This window comes from Achromobacter sp. ISS7 (assembly GCF_056523125.1).
In genome coordinates this window covers 2,078,778-2,097,937 of sequence record NZ_JAWRZD010000001.1, presented here as the reverse complement: position 1 = coordinate 2,097,937, position 19,160 = coordinate 2,078,778, and the positions used below count along the sequence as shown (strand labels likewise).

General features: G+C 68.9%; 15 protein-coding genes. 13 read left to right on the top strand and 2 right to left on the bottom strand.

All coding sequences use genetic code 11. From position 1 onward, the window contains the following. Positions 1–25 precede the first annotated feature (25 nt). Positions 26–973: a LysR family transcriptional regulator gene (locus AC1HFW_RS09420; protein WP_479282927.1), complete on the bottom strand. Its 948-nt coding sequence runs from the start codon at positions 971–973 to the stop codon at positions 26–28. Positions 974–1,101: 128 nt separating this feature from the next. Here AC1HFW_RS09420 and AC1HFW_RS09415 point away from each other — a divergent pair, with 128 nt between their 5' ends. Together AC1HFW_RS09415 and AC1HFW_RS09410 are read left to right on the top strand one after the other, a co-directional pair. Beyond that, a complete protein-coding gene (locus tag AC1HFW_RS09415) occupies positions 1,102–2,256 on the top strand; it encodes an FAD-dependent oxidoreductase (protein WP_479282925.1) in 1,155 nt (384 codons plus the stop codon). A 70-nt stretch (positions 2,257–2,326) separates the two neighbouring features. After that, positions 2,327–3,133: a hypothetical protein gene (locus AC1HFW_RS09410; protein WP_479282923.1), complete on the top strand. Its 807-nt coding sequence runs from the start codon at positions 2,327–2,329 to the stop codon at positions 3,131–3,133. Positions 3,134–3,152: 19 nt separating this feature from the next. On the opposite strand, the gene AC1HFW_RS09405 is transcribed toward AC1HFW_RS09410, so the two are convergent. Continuing rightward, the gene (locus AC1HFW_RS09405; RefSeq protein ID WP_479282921.1) at positions 3,153–4,403 is read right to left on the bottom strand and encodes an NnrS family protein; all 1,251 of its coding nucleotides are present in this window, start codon (positions 4,401–4,403) and stop codon (positions 3,153–3,155) included. Between the two features lie 242 nt (positions 4,404–4,645). Between AC1HFW_RS09405 and AC1HFW_RS09400 the strand changes: the two genes are divergently transcribed. From AC1HFW_RS09400 to AC1HFW_RS09350, 11 genes are all read left to right on the top strand, one after another. Beyond that, a complete protein-coding gene (locus AC1HFW_RS09400; RefSeq protein ID WP_241075357.1) occupies positions 4,646–5,905 on the top strand; it encodes an MFS transporter in 1,260 nt (419 codons plus the stop codon). Positions 5,906–5,929: 24 nt separating this feature from the next. Next, on the top strand, positions 5,930–7,315 hold the full coding sequence (locus AC1HFW_RS09395; RefSeq protein ID WP_006395243.1) for a NarK family nitrate/nitrite MFS transporter: 1,386 nt from the start codon (positions 5,930–5,932) through the stop codon (positions 7,313–7,315). Positions 7,316–7,463: 148 nt separating this feature from the next. Then, positions 7,464–11,219, top strand: a complete 3,756-nt coding sequence (locus AC1HFW_RS09390) for a nitrate reductase subunit alpha (RefSeq protein WP_479282918.1) — start codon at positions 7,464–7,466, stop codon at positions 11,217–11,219. Beyond that, positions 11,216–12,796 (top strand): nitrate reductase subunit beta, encoded by a 1,581-nt coding sequence (gene narH, locus AC1HFW_RS09385; RefSeq protein ID WP_479282916.1) that lies wholly within the window; start codon positions 11,216–11,218, stop codon positions 12,794–12,796. Before AC1HFW_RS09390 ends, narH begins: the two co-directional genes overlap by 4 nt. Next, positions 12,793–13,440 carry a nitrate reductase molybdenum cofactor assembly chaperone gene (gene narJ / locus AC1HFW_RS09380; protein WP_061071088.1) on the top strand — a complete coding sequence of 216 codons (648 nt, stop codon included), beginning with the start codon at positions 12,793–12,795 and terminating at the stop codon, positions 13,438–13,440. The genes narH and narJ overlap by 4 nt, the downstream gene beginning before the upstream one ends. Positions 13,441–13,457: 17 nt before the next feature. After that, positions 13,458–14,141 carry a respiratory nitrate reductase subunit gamma gene (narI, locus tag AC1HFW_RS09375; protein ID WP_006395239.1) on the top strand — a complete coding sequence of 228 codons (684 nt, stop codon included), beginning with the start codon at positions 13,458–13,460 and terminating at the stop codon, positions 14,139–14,141. 17 nt (positions 14,142–14,158) lie between these two features. After that, on the top strand, positions 14,159–14,917 hold the full coding sequence (locus tag AC1HFW_RS09370) for a peptidylprolyl isomerase (RefSeq protein WP_479282913.1): 759 nt from the start codon (positions 14,159–14,161) through the stop codon (positions 14,915–14,917). Further along, positions 14,914–15,969 carry a GTP 3',8-cyclase MoaA gene (gene moaA, locus AC1HFW_RS09365; protein ID WP_479282911.1) on the top strand — a complete coding sequence of 352 codons (1,056 nt, stop codon included), beginning with the start codon at positions 14,914–14,916 and terminating at the stop codon, positions 15,967–15,969. The genes AC1HFW_RS09370 and moaA overlap by 4 nt, the downstream gene beginning before the upstream one ends. Positions 15,970–15,972: 3 nt before the next feature. Next, on the top strand, positions 15,973–16,632 hold the full coding sequence (locus AC1HFW_RS09360; protein ID WP_006395235.1) for a carbonic anhydrase: 660 nt from the start codon (positions 15,973–15,975) through the stop codon (positions 16,630–16,632). Continuing rightward, entirely contained in the window at positions 16,629–17,126 is a 498-nt protein-coding gene (mobB, locus tag AC1HFW_RS09355; RefSeq protein ID WP_479282909.1) for a molybdopterin-guanine dinucleotide biosynthesis protein B, read from the top strand. The genes AC1HFW_RS09360 and mobB overlap by 4 nt, the downstream gene beginning before the upstream one ends. A gap of 91 nt (positions 17,127–17,217) precedes the next feature. Next, positions 17,218–19,155, top strand: a complete 1,938-nt coding sequence (locus AC1HFW_RS09350; RefSeq protein ID WP_479282907.1) for a type IV pili methyl-accepting chemotaxis transducer N-terminal domain-containing protein — start codon at positions 17,218–17,220, stop codon at positions 19,153–19,155. Positions 19,156–19,160 lie beyond the last annotated feature (5 nt).

Sequence of the window (19,160 nt, the reverse complement as noted above, 5' to 3'; positions counted from 1 at the left end):
GTTTTAGTATCAGCAATTCGTCAGGTTATGTGCCGTCCGGGCGCGTCGAGGGCGGGACGGAGGCGCCCAGGCCGGCCTCGGCCAGGCGTTGCTGGATCAGCGCCAGCAGCGCCCGGGCCCGCGCGCTGACCGACTGGCGGTGGCTGTAGACGCCCAGCAGCTGCAGGGGCGCGGGTTGCAGGTCCAGCGGCACTTCGCGCAGGCGCCCGGCGGCCAGGTCCTGCTGGCACGAGACGGCGGCCAGGATCGCGAAGCCGATGCCCTGGCGCGCGCCCATCAGCGCCAGTTCGCCGCTGTTGACGCGGTAGCGGCTGCGCACCGGCACCTTGACGATGTCGCCCGCGGCGTCCACGAATTGCCACGGCATGCCCTTGAGCGCGCTCAGGGTGGTGATGCAGGGCAGCGCCTTGAGCTGGCTCACCTGGCGCGGTTCGCCGACGCGCGCCAGCAGCGCCGGCGCGGCGACGACGATGCTGGGCAGGATGGCCAGTTCACGCGTGATGAGGCTGCTGTCGTCCTGGCGGCCGCGATGGAACACGATCGACAGGTCGACGTCCTCGCGCAAGGCGTCGAGGCCATCGAGGCGGGTGTCGCAGGCCAGTTCGATGCCCGGGTGGCGGTCGCAGAATTCCGCCAGGATCGGCGCCAGCAGCCGCGGAGCTTCGCCCGGCATGCACAGGTGCAGGGGCCCGCGCAGTTCCTGCCGCACCGCGCCCAGTTCCTCTTCCGTGGCGGCCAGGGTGTCCAGCAGCGGCTTGGCCCGCTGGTACAGCAACTGGCCGGCTTCGGTCATGCGCAGGTGGCGGGTGCTGCGTTCCAGCAGCCGCACGCCCAGCCGCCGTTCCAGTCCGGCGACATGGCGGCTGACGTTCGACGACGGCATCGCCAACCGCCGCGCCGCGCCCGCGAAGCTCTGTTCGTCCACGACCGCCGCGTAGACGCGCACGCTATTCAGATCCAGGGCCTGGCCCATGATTATCCCGTTTGAGATATGAAAGGAACCCATTTTTCCATACTAGTTCTCGTATCCGGCGGAATCTACGATGCCATTCCCGTGTCCGGTGTGGGATCGGCGCGCGGGACGTGAAGCAAGGATTCAATATGGATATCGGAATACTGGGCGGCGGGATCGCCGGCCTGAGCGTGGCGCTCGCCCTGCATCGTTCGGGGCACCGGCCGCGCGTCTACGAACGCGGGGCCGCGCCGGCCAGCATGGGCGCGGGCGTGACGCTATGGCCCAATGCGGGCGCCGTGCTGGACCGGCTCGGCCTGCTGCCGGACATCGCCGCGCTGGGGGGCAAGCCGGTGGCGATGCGCCGCTACGACCCCGCGGGCAACGCCCTGGGCGAACTCGACATCACGGCGCTCGATCGCCTGATGGGCTACCCGACCCATGCCATCCTGCGCCGCGACCTGCTGGCCGTGCTGCTGGCGCACGTGGCGCGCGCCGGCATCCCGATCGAATACAGCCACCGCGCCGTGGCGATCGAGTCCGGCGACGATGGCCGCGCCACGGCGCGGTTCGGCAACGGCGCCACCATCCGCCCGGAGCTGCTGATCGGCGCGGATGGCCGCATGGACTCGGTGGCGCGCTGCTTCGTCACCGGCGACAACACGCCGGTCTACCAGGGCTTCGTGAACTGGATCGGCGTGGCGTCCGGGCCCGGCCTGGCCGATGACCTCGCCATCCGGGACTATTGGGGCGTCGGCGAGCGCTTCGGCTGCGTCGCGGTGCGGCCGGACCTGGTCTATTGGGCGGGGGCCGAGGCCCGGCCGCTGCCCGCCGCCGTCCAGGCGACGGATCCGCGCGCGGAAGCCGCCGGCATTTTCGCCGGCTGGGCCGAACCGATCGCGCGCATCATCCAGGCCACGCCCGCCGACGCGGTGCGCCTGATCGCCGTGCATGACCTGGATACGCCGGCGGTCTGGCATCGCGACAACGTGTTGCTGGTGGGCGATGCCGCGCACGCGCCGTTGCCCACCTCGGGTCAGGGCGCCTGCCAGGCGCTGGAGGATGCGTGGCATCTTGGGCAGTGCCTGGCGGGCATGCCGCGCAGCCTGGACGCGGCGCTGGGCGCCTTCACCGCGATCCGCCAGCCCAAGACCGCCGGCTTGACCGAGCTGGCGCGCGTCCACGCGCGCGGCCTGTTCGAGCGGGATGCGGAGGTCTGCCGGCTGCGCGACCAGCAGGTCAGGGCGGCCGATCCGGCGGCGGCGCTGCGGACCTTGGCGAGCGCGTGGGGCGAGGGGCTGTGAACGGGGATAATACGGGTTTCCGAACAGTCTCCGTCCCGGCGCGCGCCGGGGCGCTCACAGGGTTTCATCCATGCAAGAGAATACGTCCGCCGCCGCGCTGATCGATGCGCTGCGCACCGACCGCGCCGCGTTGCAGTTGTGGCAGTCCGTGGCGCGCGAGTACCAGGCCAGGCACGCCGAGGTACTGGCGCCGCTGGAGGTCACCGAGATCGAGCTCAAGGCCAAGCTGGTGTTCTGCTTCGACCATGCCTGCAAGCAGAAGGAATTGACCAAGGCCGAACGCCAACTGGTGTCCGAGATCGCCGCGCAACTGGGGCAGGAAACGCTGTTCTCGATCCTGCTGGATGGCACGCCGGCCGAATGCGACATCGAGCGCCTGAAGGCGGTCTACCGCAAGCACAGCGATTCCGACATCGACGCGGAAGTGGCCGAGGAACGCGAGGCCGAGGCGGCCGACAGGGCTGCCTCCGCCCAGCCGCAGGCCGACGAGCCGGCCGCCGCCGTGACGTTCGCGCCGGACGCGCTGGCGCAGGCCGAGGCGTTGCTGGCGCTGGGGCCGGACGGATTGGACGGCGTCGCCGAAGACAAGCTGGCGCTGGCCGTTCCGGTGCTGCGGGAGCAACTGGCCGCCCTGAACCGCGAGCTGGCCGCGTTCGAACGCGATTTCAAGTCTGAATACCGCTTCGATCCGGAACAGCCGATCGACCCGGCCGACCTGATGGAAGACCTGGACGCCGAGATCGCCGACGTCCAGGACTACATCGGCGAGCTGGAGTTCGAACTGTCGCAGTTCGTCGACATGCAGCAGCTCAAGGGCTGGCTCAAGGCCATGAAGAAGCAGCTGGAAGCGACCCGCCGCCGCGAAGCGCGCGGCTGAGAACGGGGCCGCCCGCGCGTCAGGGCGCCCGGCGCGGCGCGGCCGGCACGATCTTCATCATCGGCGCGGCGGGCTTGGCCGCGGCGTCCGCGCGCGGCCGGATCATCCACGGCAAGAAGCGCCACAGGTACAGGCCGAACCCCAGCGCCCAGGCGCAGGCCGAGGCGTGCAGCAGGCCGAGCGTGGCGCCGGTCGGCAGCAGGGCGGCCAGGCGCAGCAGCGCCGCCAGGATCACCAGGGCGTAGCTCAGCACCATGCTGCGGTCGGCGCGTAGCGGCCGGCCCAGGTGGCCCATGGCGGTGCGCGTGGCCATGCCGATGATCAGCACCGAGAAACCGGCCACGCCGATGACGTGCGCCGGCCAGGCGGGCCGCGCCACGTAGCCGGCCAGTTGCGCCGCGCCCACCAGCAGGCCGAGGCCCAGGCCCAGGTAACCCACGTACAGGATCCACAGCAGCGGCACGCGGCGCGCGGCCCACGGCTTCCAGGCCAGCCATTGCACCAGCGCCAGGACGCCGGTGGCGGCGAGCAGCAGCGCGGCGGCGCGGGGCGCGCCGGCCAGCAGGCAGGCGATGGCCAGCACACCGGCGCCCAGCTGCCAATGGCCGCTGCGGGTGTGGGGCGGAATCTCCAGGCCCGCAACGGCGCGCTTGGCGAAGAACGGCAGCACGCGGCGCGCGATCAGCAGCGTCAGCACCGCCATGGCGAGCAGGCCGGTGTTGAAGTAGCGCATCAGCGCCAGGTAGTCGCCGGCCAGGGCGGCGCGCAGGTACAGCGCATGGGCCACGGCCAGCGCCAGCAGCAGCAGCGGCACGCCGTAGTTGCGGCGGTTGCGCGTGATCCAGACGGCGCGCGCCAGCGCGGCGGCGGCCCACAGGAAGAACAGCAGGTCGGCCGCCGCGGCGATCGCGAACGCGGTCATGCCGGGCGCCAGGTAGGCGCCACGCGCCACCAGCCAGACCGCGCACAGCGCCGCCAGGGGGCCGCCGCGCAACGGATTGCGGCCGGTCCAGTTGGCGCCCGCCGTCATCAGGAAACCGACCGCGATGGTGGCCACGAAGCCCCACAGCATCTCGTGCGCGTGCCACGGCATGGCGGTCAGCACGCCCGTCAGCCGGGCCGGCGCGAACACCCACAGCAGCACCGAGGCCAGCGCCCAGAAACAGCCGGCCAGGTACAGCGGGCGAAAGCCCATTTCGGTGAAGGCGCGCCAGTTCGGCCGCGCGGCGTCGCCGGCGGTGGGTTCTTCGAGGGTGAGCAGGGGGGACATGGGAGCCTTTGCACGGGGCTGCCTGGGCAGCGGTCTTTAATGTGTATTTGAAATACATATTAACGCCGCCAGCCGCGCCGCGCACAGCGCGCGTGTTTGATCCCGCGCAAACGCGGCGGTCTTTGCGGGGTGACTAGTCACATCGACAGGGGGGATTTGGTCGGCCGGCGAATGGTGGGGCGGGGCGCGGATGCCTAGGCTTGGGGCTGTCGTATTCCGTGTGCAAAAAAGCGAGAACCACCATGGCATCAACCCACCCCTCGGCCAGCGCGCCCATGCGGGTCCTGGTATCCAGCACCTTCGCCTTCACCATCTGTTTCGCGGTATGGATGATCTTCGCGGTGCTGGGCATTCCCATCAAGACACAGCTCGGCCTGTCCGAGACCGAATTCGGCCTGCTGGCCGCCATGCCGGTGCTGACCGGCTCCCTGGTGCGGGTGCCGCTGGGCATCTGGACCGACCGCTACGGCGGCCGTCCGGTGTTCTTCGTGCTGATGCTGCTGGCGGTGGTGCCGATCTGGCTGCTGTCCTACGCCACCCAGTACTGGCAGTTCCTGGTGCTGGCGTTGTTCGTCGGCCTGACCGGCGGCTCGTTCTCGGTCGGCACGCCCTATGTGGCGCGCTGGTTTCCGCGCAACAAGCAGGGCCTGGCCATGGGCGTGTTCGGCGCCGGCAATTCGGGCTCGGCCATCACCAAGTTCGTGGCGCCAGCGCTGATCGCCGCCGCCGGCGGCGCCTGGGTGATCGTGCCGCAGGTGTACGCGGTGGCCCTGTTGGTGACGGCGATCCTGTTCTGGCTGTTCTCGGCCTCGGATCCGTCGCACCGGGTGGCCGGCGGCGCCAGTCTGAAAGCCCAGTTCGCGATGCTGAAGGACCCGCGCGTGTGGCGCTACTGCCAGTACTACTCGGTGGTGTTCGGCGGCTACGTGGCGCTGGCGCTCTGGATGACCAAGTACTACATCGGCGAATACGGCTTCGACATGAAGCTGGCGGCGCTGCTGGCCGCGTGCTTCTCGCTGCCGGGCGGCGTGTTGCGCGCCATGGGCGGCTGGATCTCGGACCGCTATGGCGCCTACAAGACCACCTGGTGGGTGATGTGGGTGTGCTGGGTGGCGTTCTTCCTGCTGAGCTATCCGCAGACCCATTTCACTATCCTGACCACCGGCGGCCCGCGCCAGTTCGACATCGCCCTGGGCCCGACCAGCTTCACCATCCTGCTGTTCATCGTCGGCATCGCGATGGCCATCGGCAAGGCCTCGGTCTTCAAGTTCATCTCGGATGAGTTCGGCGAGAACATCGGCGCGGTCTCGGGCATCGTCGGCCTGGCCGGCGGCATGGGCGGCTTCATCCTGCCGATCCTGTTCGGCGTGCTGCTGGACCTGACCGGCGTGCGTTCCAGCGCCTTCATGCTGCTGTACGGCACGGTCTGCGTCTCGCTCATCTTCATGCATTTCAGTTTCCGGCCCGAAAGCGCCGCCACCGCGCGGCGGCAAGCCGCCTGACCCCGACCTCACCGGAGAAAACCTATGTCTTCCCATGTCCTGGCGCGCTGGGAGCCGGAAAACCCCGGCTTCTGGAAACAGACCGGCGCCCGCATCGCCAACCGCAACCTGTGGATTTCCATTCCCGCGCTGATGCTGGCGTTCAGCATCTGGATGCTGTGGAGCGTGGTGGTGGTCAACCTCGACCGCGCCGGCTTCATGCTGTCCAAGAACCAGCTGTTCTGGCTGACGGCGCTGCCGGCGCTGTCGGGCGCCACGCTGCGCATCTTCTATTCGTTCCTGGTGCCGGTGTTCGGCGGCCGCAAATGGACCGCGATCTCGACCGCCTCGCTGCTGATCCCGGCGCTGGGCATGGGCTTCGCGCTGCGCGACCCGACCACCTCGTTCCCGACGCTGCTGATCCTGGCGCTGCTGTGCGGCCTTGGCGGCGGCAACTTCAGCTCCAGCATGGCCAACATCAGCTTCTTCTTTCCCAAGGACAAGAAGGGCCTGGCCACCGGCCTGAACGCCGGCATCGGCAACCTGGGCGTGTCGCTGGTGCAGTTCGTGGTGCCGGTGGTGATCTCGATGGGCGTGTTCGGCGCGCTCGGCGGCGAGCCGCAGACGGTGACGTCCGGCGACGTCCAGCGCAGCCTGTGGCTGCAGAACGCCGGCTTCATCTGGGTCATTCCCATCGCGCTGGCCTCGCTGGCGGCGTGGTTCGGCATGAACGACATCGCCGACGCGCGCGCCTCGTTCGCCGACCAGGCGGTGATCTTCAAGCGCAAGCACAACTGGCTGATGTGCTGGCTGTATGTCGGCACGTTCGGCTCGTTCATCGGTTTCTCGGCCGGCTTCGCCATGCTGACCAAGACGCTGTTCCCGCAGGTCGACCCGACCACCTACGCCTTCCTGGGGCCGCTGGTGGGCTCGCTGACCCGCCCGGTGGGTGGCTGGGTGTCCGACAAGGTGGGCGGGGCGCGCGTCACGCTGTTCACCTTCGTCGGCATGATCGCCGCGGTGCTGGGCGTGGTGATGTTCCTGCCGCTGAACGGGCAGGGCGGCGACTTCAACGGCTTTTTGGCCATGTTCATCGTGCTGTTCGCGCTGACCGGCGTGGGCAACGGCTCGACCTTCCGCATGATCCCGGTGATCTTCCTGCGCGAACGCACCCAGGCCGCGCAAGGCAAGGGCGAGGCCGCGCAGAAGCAGGCGCTGACCGACGCCGCGCGCGAATCGGCCGCGGTGCTGGGCTTTTCCGGCGCGATCGGCGCCTACGGCGGCTTTTTCATCCCGCGCAGCTTCGGCACCTCGCTGGAGCTGACGGGCAGCGCCCAGGCGGCCCTGTATTGCTTCATCGGTTTTTACGCCACCTGCGTGCTGATCACCTGGTGGTACTACGCGCGCCGCAATGCGCCCGTGCCCTGCTGAGGCTGGGGCGGCCGGGGTGACTAGTCACTCTGCCGCGCCCGCCCTGTGCCACCGGCGAATGGTCGGCCGGGCGGGCGACGCCTAAAGTGGTTCTGACAGCACAGATTGCAGTACGCGCCGGCCGGGCCGGCGCTCTTGGAGAAACGCAATGAGTCATTTTCTGGACCGGTTGAAGTTCATGTCGCGGGTGAAATCCACCTACGCGGACGGTCACGGCGAAGTGGTCAATGAAGACCGCAAGTGGGAAAACGCCTATCGCGCCCGCTGGCAGCACGACAAGGTGGTGCGCTCGACCCACGGGGTCAACTGCACCGGCTCGTGTTCGTGGAAGGTGTACGTCAAGAACGGCCTGATCACCTGGGAAACCCAGCAGACCGACTATCCGCGCACCCGTCCCGACTTGCCCAACCACGAGCCGCGCGGCTGTCCCCGTGGCGCGTCCTACAGCTGGTACGTCTATTCGGCGCAGCGCGTGAAGTACCCGATGATGCGCGGCCGCCTGATGGAAATGTGGCGCGAGGCGCGCAAGACCATGGACCCGATCGCGGCCTGGGAATGGATCAGCCAGGACCCGGCGCGCGCCAAGCGCTACAAGTCGGTGCGCGGCCTGGGCGGCTTCGTGCGCACGGACTGGGACACGGCGATGGAAATGATCGCCGCCGCCAACGCCCTGACGATCAAGAAATTCGGCCCCGACCGTGTCATCGGCTTTTCGCCGATTCCCGCCATGTCGATGGTCAGCTACGCCGCCGGCGCCCGCTACCTGAGCCTGCTGGGCGGCGCCTGCCTGAGCTTCTATGACTGGTATTGCGACCTGCCGCCGGCCAGCCCGCAGATCTGGGGCGAGCAGACCGACGTGCCGGAATCGGCCGACTGGTACAACTCGACCTACCTGATGGTGTGGGGCTCGAACGTGCCGCAGACCCGCACCCCCGACGCCCACTTCTACACGGAGGTCCGCTACAAGGGCACCAAGACGGTGGCCGTGTCCAGCGACTTCGGCGAAATGGTCAAGTTCGGCGACATCTGGCTGGCGCCCAAGCAGGGCACCGACGCCGCGCTGGCGATGGCCATGGGCCACGTGATCCTCAAGGAATTCCACCTGTCGGGCGCCTCGGCCTATTTCCGCGACTACGTGCGCCGCTACACCGACATGCCGATGCTGGTGCTGCTCAAGGAGCGCGATGGCTTCTATGCGCCCGACCATTTCCTGCGCGCCTCGCAACTGGACGGCGCGCTGGGCGAACAGAACAACCCCGACTGGAAGACGCTGGTGTTCGACGAAACCAGCGGCGACCTGGTGGCCCCCAATGGCAGCATCGGCTTTCGCTGGGGCGAGGGCGCGGTCAATGGCGGCGAGAAGGTCGGCCGCTGGAACCTGGAAGCGCGCGACGGCGGCAGCGGCCGCGCGATCGAGCCGCGCCTGAGCCTGGTGGACGGCGCCGACGCCGTGGTCGGCGTGGGTTTCCCGTACTTCGGCGCCGAGCACGACGAGCTGCTGGTGCGCAACGTGCCGGTGCGCCGCATCCGCCTGGCCGATGGCTGCGAGGCCCTGGCGGCCACGGTGTACGACCTGCAGATGGCCAACTACGGCCTGGATCGCGGCCTGGGCGGCGGCAACGTGGCCACGTCCTATGACGACGACGTGCCCTACACCCCGGCCTGGCAGGAAAAGCACACCGGCGTGCCGCGCGCGCAGGTGATCCAGGTGGCGCGCGAGTTCGCGCAGAACGCCCACGATACCGAAGGCAAGTCGATGGTGATCGTCGGCGCCGGCCTGAACCACTGGTATCACATGGACATGATCTACCGCGGCATCATCAACATGCTGATGATGTGCGGCTGCGTCGGCAAGAGCGGCGGCGGCTGGGCCCACTACGTGGGCCAGGAAAAGCTGCGTCCGCAGTTCGGCTGGGCGCCGCTGGCGTTCGCCTCCGACTGGGTCCGTCCGCCGCGCCAGATGAACGGCACCTCGTTCTTCTACGCCCACACCAGCCAGTGGCGCCATGAAAAGCTGAACGTGCAGGAAGTGCTGGGCCCGACCGCCGACCGCGGCCGCTACGGCGACCTCAGCATGATCGACCTGAACGCCCGCGCCGAGCGCATGGGCTGGCTGCCGTCGGCGCCGCAGCTGCGCACCAACCCGCTGGACCTGACCGCGCAGGCCGAGGCCGCCGGCAAGGACCCGGTGGCCCACGCCGTCGAGCAGCTCAAGTCCGGCGAACTGCGCATGTCCTGCGAAGACCCGGACGATCCCGCCAACTTCCCGCGCAACATGTTCGTGTGGCGTTCCAACATCCTGGGCTCCAGCGGCAAGGGCCACGAGTACTTCCTGAAGTACCTGCTGGGCACGCAGAACGCCGTGTTCGGCGACGAGGCCGATGCCATCAAGCCGGTCGAGGTCACCTACCAGGAAGACGCGGCCGAGGGCAAGCTCGACCTGCTGACGGTGCTGGACTTCCGCATGAGCACCACCTGCCTGTACGGCGATATCGTGCTGCCGACGGCCACCTGGTACGAGAAGGACGACCTCAACACGTCCGACATGCACCCCTTCATCCATCCGCTCAGCGAAGCCGTGCAGCCGCTCTGGGAAAGCAAGACCGACTGGGAGATCTACAAGCTGCTGGCCAAGAAGTTCAGCGAGATCGGCGGCCCGTACCTGGGCAAGCGCCGCGACCTGGTGCTGACGCCGCTGATGCACGACACCCCCGGGGAACTGGGCCAGGCCTTCGAGCCCAAGGACTGGAAGCTGGGCGAGTGCGACCTGGTGCCGGGCAAGACCGCGCCCAACATGACCGTGGTCGAGCGCGACTACAACGACATCTATCGCAAGTTCACCTCGGTGGGTCCGCTGCTGGACAAGATGGGCAACGGCGGCAAGGGCATCAACTGGAACACCGAGCATGAAGTGGGCGAGCTGGCCGGCATCAACGAGCGCGTGGACGAACCCGGCGTGAGCCAGGGCCGGCCGCGGCTGGACACCGCCATCGACGCCGCCGAAATGATCCTGACCTTCGCGCCCGAGACCAACGGCCACGTGTCGGTCAAGGCCTGGGAAGCGCTGGGCAAGATCACCGGCCGCGACCACACCCACCTGGCAGTCGGCCGCGAGCACGACAAGATCCGCTTCCGCGACATCCAGGCGCAGCCGCGCAAGATCATCTCGGCGCCGACCTGGTCGGGCCTGGAAAGCGAAGAGGTCAGCTACAACGCCGGCTACACCAACGTGCACGAGCTGATCCCATGGCGCACCCTGACCGGCCGCCAGCAGTTCTACCAGGACCACCGCTGGATGCTGGACTTCGGCGAGGGCTCGTGCGTCTACAAGCCGGCGATCGACACCAAGACCGTCGCGCCGATGCTGGGCCGCTATCCGAATGGTGAAAAGGAGCTGGTGCTGAACTGGCTGACGCCGCACCAGAAGTGGGGCATCCACAGCACCTATTCCGACAACCTGCGCATGCTGACCCTGAGCCGCGGCGGTCCCCACGTGTGGATCTCCGAGGCCGAGGCCAAGCAGGCCGGGCTGGTCGACAACGACTGGGTCGAGGTCTTCAACGTCAACGGCACGCTGACCGCGCGGGTGGTGGTGAGCCAGCGCGTGCCGGTCGGCATGTGCCTGATGTACCACGCCCAGGAAAAGATCGTGAACGTGCCGGGCGCGGAGACCAGCGGCAAGCGCGGCGGCATCCACAACTCGGTGACGCGCACCGTGCTCAAGCCGACCCACATGATCGGCGGCTACGCGCAGCAGGCCTACGGCTTCAACTACTACGGCACCGTGGGCGCCAACCGCGACGAATTCGTGGTGCTGCGCAAGATGAAGAAAGTGGACTGGCTGGAAGGCCCGCTGGTCGAAGACCCCGCCGTCCAAACGCAACAGGAAGAGAAGCAATCATGAGGATATGCGCCCAAATCGGCATGGTGCTGAATCTGGACAAGTGCATCGGCTGCCACACTTGCTCGGTCACCTGCAAGAACGTCTGGACCAGCCGCGACGGCGTCGAGTACGCCTGGTTCAACAACGTCGAGACCAAGCCCGGCATCGGCTATCCCAAGGAATGGGAGAACCAGGAAAAGTGGAAGGGCGGCTGGCGCCGCACGGCGGCGGGCAAGCTGGAACCGCGCCAGGGCGGCAAGCTGCGCATCCTGGCCAACCTGTTCGCCAACCCCAACCTGCCGCAGATCGACGACTACTACGAGCCGTTCACCTTCGACTACGAGCACCTGAAGAACGCGCCGCTGTCGCAGACGCCGCCCACCGCGCGCCCGGTGTCGGTGCTGACCGGCAAGAAGATGGACAAGATCGTCTGGGGCCCGAACTGGGAAGACGACCTGGGCGGCGAATTCGCCGCGCGCAGCCGCGACGCCCTGTTCGAAGGCGTGCAGAAGGAGATGTACTCGACTTTCGAGAACACCTTCATGATGTACCTGCCGCGCCTGTGCGAACACTGCCTGAACCCGGCCTGTGTCGCCAGCTGCCCGTCCGGCTCGATCTACAAGCGCGAGGATGACGGCATCGTGCTGGTCGACCAGGACAAGTGCCGCGGCTGGCGCATGTGCATCTCGGGCTGCCCGTACAAGAAGATCTACTACAACTGGCACAGCGGCAAGGCCGAGAAGTGCACCTTCTGCTACCCGCGCATCGAGGCCGGCCAGCCGACCGTGTGCTCGGAAACCTGCGTGGGCCGCATCCGCTACCTGGGCGTCATGCTGTACGACGCCGACCAGATCGAACGCGCCGCCGCCGTGGGCAACGAGCAGGACCTGTACGAGTCGCAGCTCGACCTGTTCCTGGATCCGCATTCGCCCGAGGTGATCGCCGCCGCGCGCGAGCAGGGCATCCCGGAATCGTGGCTGGAAGCCGCGCGCCAGTCGCCGGTCTACAAGATGGCGGTGGAGTGGCGCGTCGCCTTCCCGCTGCATCCGGAGTACCGCACGCTGCCGATGGTCTGGTACATCCCGCCGCTGTCGCCGATCCAGACCGCGGCCGAGGCCGGCAAGATGCCGCAGCGCACGCTGGGCAAGAGCGCCATGATCCCGGACGTGGCCAGCCTGCGCATCCCGGTGCGCTACCTGGCCAACCTGCTGACCGCGGGCAAGGAAGCCCCGGTGCTGCAGGCGCTGGAACGGATGCTGGCGATGCGCGCCTACAAGCGTTCCGAGACCGTGCACGGCGAGCACGACACGGCCCTGCTGGAGCAGGTCGGCCTGTCGGAGGAAACCGTGCAGGACATGTACCGCATCATGGCCATCGCCAACTACGAGGACCGCTTCGTGGTGCCCAGCAGCCACAAGGAAATCGTCGAGGACAGCTTCAACGAGAAGGGCAGCTGCGGCTTCACCTTCGGCAACGGCTGCTCGGGCGGCGTCTCGGAAGGCACGCTGTTCGGCCGCAAGCCGCAGGGCAGCGAGATCTTCATCGAGATGCCGAAGTCGCGCAAAAAGGCCGCGGCCCGAGACGGGAGAACATCATGAGCCTTTATCGCCTGCTTTCCGCGCTGCTCTGCTACCCCGAACAGGAGCTGCTGGACGCCCTGACCGAGGTCGAGGGCGCGCTGGCCGCCCACCCCGAGGCCGAGGAGACCCTGCAACCGCTGATCGGCTACCTGGCCAGCCAGGACCTGATTCCGCTGCAGGAGAACTACGTCGCCACCTTCGACCGCAACCGCGCCCATTCGCTGCACCTGTTCGAACACGTGCATGGCGAAAGCCGCGACCGTGGCCAGGCCATGGTCGACCTGCTGGAAACCTACCGCCAGCACGGCTTCGAGCCGGTGGTGTCGGAACTGCCGGACCACGTGCCGCTGTTCCTGGAATTCCTGGGCGTGATCGACCCGGCCGTGGCGCAGGACCTGCTGGACGACGCCATCCACGTGCTGGCCGCCATCGGCTCGCGCCTGGCGCGCAACGAAAGCCCGTACGCCAGCGTCTTCGTCGTGCTGCGCGGCCTGTCGCGGGTCACGCCGCGCGAACAGACCGCGCCGCCGGTGCGCGACATGGACGAAGCCATGGAGACCTTCGGCACCGGCGCGGACGGCGTCGAACCGCTGCTGCGCCCGTTCTCGGGCGACGGCGCGCAAGCCGTGCGCTTCTATCCCCGCGCGCCGGCGACCCGCTAATTTCCAGGACACGCATCATGAATTCCCTGAACCAGTTCTTCTTCGGCATCTACCCCTACATCGCCCTGACGGTGTTCCTGCTGGGCAGCCTGGCGCGCTTCGAGCGCGAGCAGTACACCTGGAAGACCGACAGCTCGCAGCTGCTGCATCGCGGCCAGCTGCGCTTGGGCAACATCCTGTTCCACATCGGCATCCTGGGGCTGTTCTTCGGCCACCTGGTCGGCCTCTTGACCCCGGTGGTGGTGTGGGACACGCTGGGCGTGTCGCACACGCTCAAGCAGACGGTGGCCATGGTGGCCGGCGGCGTCATGGGCGGGCTGTGCCTGATCGGCCTCCTGATCCTGATCCACCGTCGCCTGAGCGACCCGCGCATCCGCAAGACCACCCGGCCCGGCGACAAGCTGCTGCTGTTGTGGATCCTGGTGACGCTGCTGCTGGGTCTGTCGACCATCGCGCTGTCGGCCGGCCACATGGACGGCGAGATGATGGTGCGCCTGATGCACTGGGCGCAGCACATCGTCACCTTCCGCAGTGGCGCCGCCGACTTCGTGGCCGAGGTGCCGCCGCTGTTCAAGGCGCACCTGTTCATGGGCCTCACCCTGTTCGTGATCTTCCCGTTCACGCGCCTGGTGCACGTCTGGAGCGGCTTCGCCTCGGTCGGCTACCTGGGCCGCGCCTGGCAACTGGTGCGTCCGCGCTGAGCGACAAGGAGGCCGACATGCCTGTCACCGTCAACGGCGTCGAACTGACCGACGCGGATATGGAACAAGAACTGCCGCTGCACGCGGACGCGCCCAATCCGATGCGCGCCGCCACCACGGCGCTGGTGCTGCGCCGCGTGCTGCTGGACGAGGCGGCAAGGCAGGGGTTGGACCCTGCCTCGGAAGACGACGCCATCGGCGCCTTGCTGGCGCGCCACGCGCCGGCGCCCGAGGCCGACGAGGCCGCCTGCCGGCGTTACTACCAGGCCAATCCGCAGCGTTTCATCGTGGGCGAACTGATCGAGGCCGACCACATCCTGTTCCAGGTCACCCCCGGGGTGAACCTGGACATGCTGCGGGCCCACGCCAGCGCCGTGCTGGCCGACCTGCTGGCCGATCCTTCCACCTTCGCCGAGGTGGCGCGGCGGCAGTCGAACTGTCCGTCCGCGGCGGTCGGCGGCAACCTGGGGCAACTGGGGCGCGGCGACACGGTGCCTGAATTCGAAAAGGCCGTGTTCGCCTTGCCGGCCGGCGGCCTGCTGCCGCAGGTGCTGGAGACCCGCCACGGGCTGCACGTCGTGCGGGTGACGCGGCGCATCGAGGGACGGCTGCTGCCGTTCGAGCAGGTGCATGAATCGATCGCCTCGGCCCTGACCGCCGCCAGCCGCGACACCGCCTGGCGCCAGTACGCCAGGCTGCTGGTGGAACGCGCCGACGTGCAAGGCATCGACCTGGGCGGCGCCGAGGACGACCGGGTGTTCGGGAGCCCGTCATGACACCCGCTCCCGCCCTGGCGGTGGCGCCGGCGGCCCGGGTTGCCACCGTTGCGCGCGCCGAGCCCGCCTCGCCGCGGGGGCTGGTCGACGGTTTCGGCCGCCGCATCGACTACCTGCGGGTCTCGGTCACCGACCGCTGCGACCTGCGCTGCGGCTACTGCATGCCCAAGGGCTTCAAGGGTTTCGAGGAGCCCGCCAACTGGTTGCGCCACGACGAAATGGCGCGCCTGGTGGGCCTGTTCGCGGGCCTGGGCGTGCGCCGCGTGCGCCTGACCGGCGGCGAACCGCTGCTGCGGCGGGGCGTGACGGACCTGGCGGCCACCATCGCCGCGCTGCCGGGGGTGGACGACCTGTCGCTGTCGACCAACGGCACCCAGCTGGCGCGCCATGCGGCCGCCTTGCGCGCGGCGGGCGTGGATCGCCTGAATATCAGCCTGGACACGCTGGACGCGGCCGAGTTCGGTCGCATCACCGGCCGCGACTGTCTCGACGCGGTGCTGGCCGGGCTGCGCGCCGCGCGCGACGCGGGCTTCGCGCCGATCAAGCTCAACAGCGTGGTGCATGCCGCCACGCCCGAAGCCGACGTGCGCCGGTTGCTGGACTACGCCGTGGCGCAGGGCTTCATCCTGCGCCTGATCGAGCCGATGCCGGTGGGCGATTGCGGCCGCCGCTATGCCCATGCCGACCTGGGCGCGCTGGGCGCGCGGCTGGCGGCCGACGCCGGCCTGGTGCCGGCGCTGGCGGGGCAGGGCGCGGGCCCGGCGCGCTACTGGAGCGCCGGCAGCGGCGCCCCGGTGCTGGGCGTCATCACCCCCATGTCGCGTCATTTCTGTGCCGCCTGCAACCGCGTGCGGCTGGGGGTGGACGGCACGCTCTACCTGTGCCTGGGCCAGGAAGACCAGGTGCCGTTGGGCCGGCTGCTGCGCGACGGCGCCAGCGACGGCGAGCTGGAACAGGCGATCCGGGCCGGCATCGCCGCCAAGCCGGAACGCCACGAATTCACCACCCGGCCCGAGCGCATCGTGCGCTTCATGTCGCAGACCGGAGGCTGAACCATGCGCGACCTGGAACGGCTGGTGGACGGCTTTCAACGCTTCCAGCACCAATACTACGAAGAGGCGCCGTCCCTCTACCGCAACCTGCGCGACGGCCAGCACCCCAGCACGCTGCTGGTGGGCTGCTGCGATTCGCGCGTCGATCCGGCCATGCTGCTGGGCTGCGATCCGGGCGACATCTTCACCGTGCGCAACGTCGCCAACCTGGTGCCGCCGCCGGACCGTGACCAGGGCCATCACGGCGTGCTGGCGGCGATCCAGTTCGCGGTCGAGCAGCTCAAGGTCAGCCGCATCATCGTGCTGGGCCATGCCCAGTGCGGCGGCATCCGCGCGCTGATGGAACGGCCGGCGCGCGCCGACGGCGAGCCGGATTACCTGAACCGCTGGATGGACATCGCCGAACCGGCGCGCCAGCGGGTGCTGAACCAGATGCCGGCGGCCTCGGCGGCCGAGCGCCGGCGGGCCTGCGAGCAGGCCTCGATCCTGATCTCGCTGCGCAACCTGGAGGCGTTGCCGTGCGTGCAGCGGCGCCTGCAGGCCGGCGACCTGACCCTGCACGGCTGGTATTTCGACCTGGTGGCGGGCGCTTTGCTGGCATACTCGGCGCGGGCGGACGCATTCCTGCCCATTGTCTGTCCCTTGTTCACGGAGCCCGCATGACCCCCGTTTTCGGCATCGCCGGCCGCTCAGGCAGCGGCAAGACCACCCTGATCGAGGCCATGCTGCCCCTGCTGGGCGCGCGCGGCCTGAAGGTCAGCGTCATCAAGCGCAGCCACCACGACTTCGAGATGGAGCCGCCCGGCAAGGACAGCGCGCGCTTTCGCCAGGCCGGGGCGCAGGAGGTGATGGTGGCGTCGCCGTTCCGCTACGCCATCGTGCACGAGCTGCGCGGGGCGCCCGAACCGTCGCTGCAGGAACAGGTGGCCCGCCTGGAGCCGGCCGACCTGGTGCTGGTGGAAGGCTTCAAGCAGGCCGCCATCCCCCGCATCGAGGTCTACCGTCCGGCGCTGGGCAAGGCGCCGCTGCATGCCGAGGACGCCAGCTTCCTGGCCATCGTGACCGACGCGGCGCTGGACACCGGCTTGCCCTGCCTGCCGTTGAACGACCCGGCGGCGGTGGCCGATTTCATCGTCCGCGCGTTGGGGCGGGGCTGAACGAAAGGACTACACTTGATTAGGTAGGCCGCGCCGCGCGCGGCAGTGCCCGGCCCCGCTGTCTCGCCCGTCCACCCGCAAGCCTTTCCTGATGACCATGCCCGATTCCTCAGCCGACGCCCAGGCGTTGCCGTCGCCGCGCCACCGGCTGTCGACGCGCATCGTCGCCAGTTCGCTGGTGGCGCTGATCGTGGTGCTGGGCATGATCGGCCTGACGCTGTGGCTGTCGTGGCAGCTGGATGGGGCGGGCGCGGCCATCAACGACACCGGCAGCCTGCGCATGCGCGCCAACCGCGTCGCGGTCGAGCTGATGCGGCCGCAGGCCGGGCGCCAGGTGCGCACCGAGGAACAGGTGCGGCTGATGGACGACACCATTGCCCGGCTGGAGCGCGGCAACCCAGCGCGGCCGCTGTTCATTCCCAACGACCCGACCATCCGCCAGCATTGGCATGGCGTGGCCGACTACTGGCGCGACATCATGCGGCCGGCGGCGATGCGCGCCATCGCCCGCGAGGACGCGGCGGAATACCTGCAGACGCTGCCCGATTTCGTCGCCCGCGCCGACGAGCTGGTGCGCATGATCGAACAGGACAACGCCGGCAAGACCACCTCGCTGCGGCTGTCGCAGGGCGTGCTGGCGGCCATCGCCAGCGCCGGCACCCTGGCCATGATCTACCTGCTGTACCTGTGGATCATCGCGCCGGTCCTGCGCCTGCGCGACGGCCTGCAGCGCATGGCGGCGCGCGAGTTCAGCACCCGCCTGCCGGTCGAGAGCGAGGACGAATTCGGCGTGCTGTCGCGCGGCTTCAACCGCATGGCCGACGAGCTGCAGAGTCTGTACGCCGGCCTGGAGCAGCGCGTGGGCGAGAAGACCGCGCAGCTGGCGGCGCAGAACCGCGACATCGGCGCGCTGTACGACATGGCGGCGTTCCTGAACCAGCCCAACGACATCGAGGCGATGTGCCAGGGCTTCCTGCGCCGCGTGATGCTGCAGTTCGACGCCGAGGGCGGCAGCATCCGCGCGCTCGATCCCGACAACGAAAAGCTCAATCTGGTGGTGTCGGTGGGGCTGTCCGAGGAACTAGTCGAGTCCGAGCACTGCATGCGGGTCGACGACTGCTATTGCGGCGTGGCCACTCGCCAGGCCGGCGTCATCGTGATCCAGGACCTGCGCCAGGTGCCGTCGCAGACGGACCTGAACTGCCAGCGCGACGGCTTCGCCAGCGTGGCCGTGTTCCGCATCGTCACGCGCGACGAGGTGCTGGGCTCGTATTCGCTGCATTTCCGCGAGCCGCGCAAGCTGGCCGCATCCGAATCGCAACTGCTGGAGACCCTGGGGCAGCACCTGGGGGTGGCGCTGGACAACCGCCGCCTGGGCGCCCAGGCGCGCCAGCTGGCGGTGGTGCAGGAGCGCGGCCTGGTGGCGCAGGGGTTGCACGACAGCCTGGCGCAGGGGCTGAATTTCCTGAACCTGCAATTGCAGCTGCTGGACGCCGCGGTCAAGCGCGGCGACCAGGCCGAGGTCGAGGAGATCCTGCCGCTGCTGCGCACCGGCGTGGACGAAAGCTACAAGGACGTGCGCGAACTGCTGACCAATTTCCGCGACAAGCTCGGCCAGGGCGACCTGAAGACCGCCATCCAGGACACGGTCGAGCGTTTCCGCCGCCAGACTGGCATGCGCACGGACCTGGCCTTCAGTCAGGGCGTGGGCGCGCCGCTGGCGCCCGAGCAGCAGTTGCAGGTGCTGTTCATCCTGCAGGAAGCGCTGTCCAACGTGCGCAAGCATTCCGAGGCGGACCGGGTCGACATCGTGGTGCGCAACGACCGCGATTTCAACCTGCTGATCGCCGACAATGGCCAGGGCTACGACCCGGACGAGGTCTCCGAGCGCGGCGAGGCCCACATCGGCCTGCACATCATGCGCGAACGCGCCGCCCGCATGCATGCCACGATTACAATGAAGTCCCGGCCCGGCGGCGGCACGCGCATCGCGCTGACCCTGCCCGGGGCTGAACGCCAGGCCGCCTGAGCCAT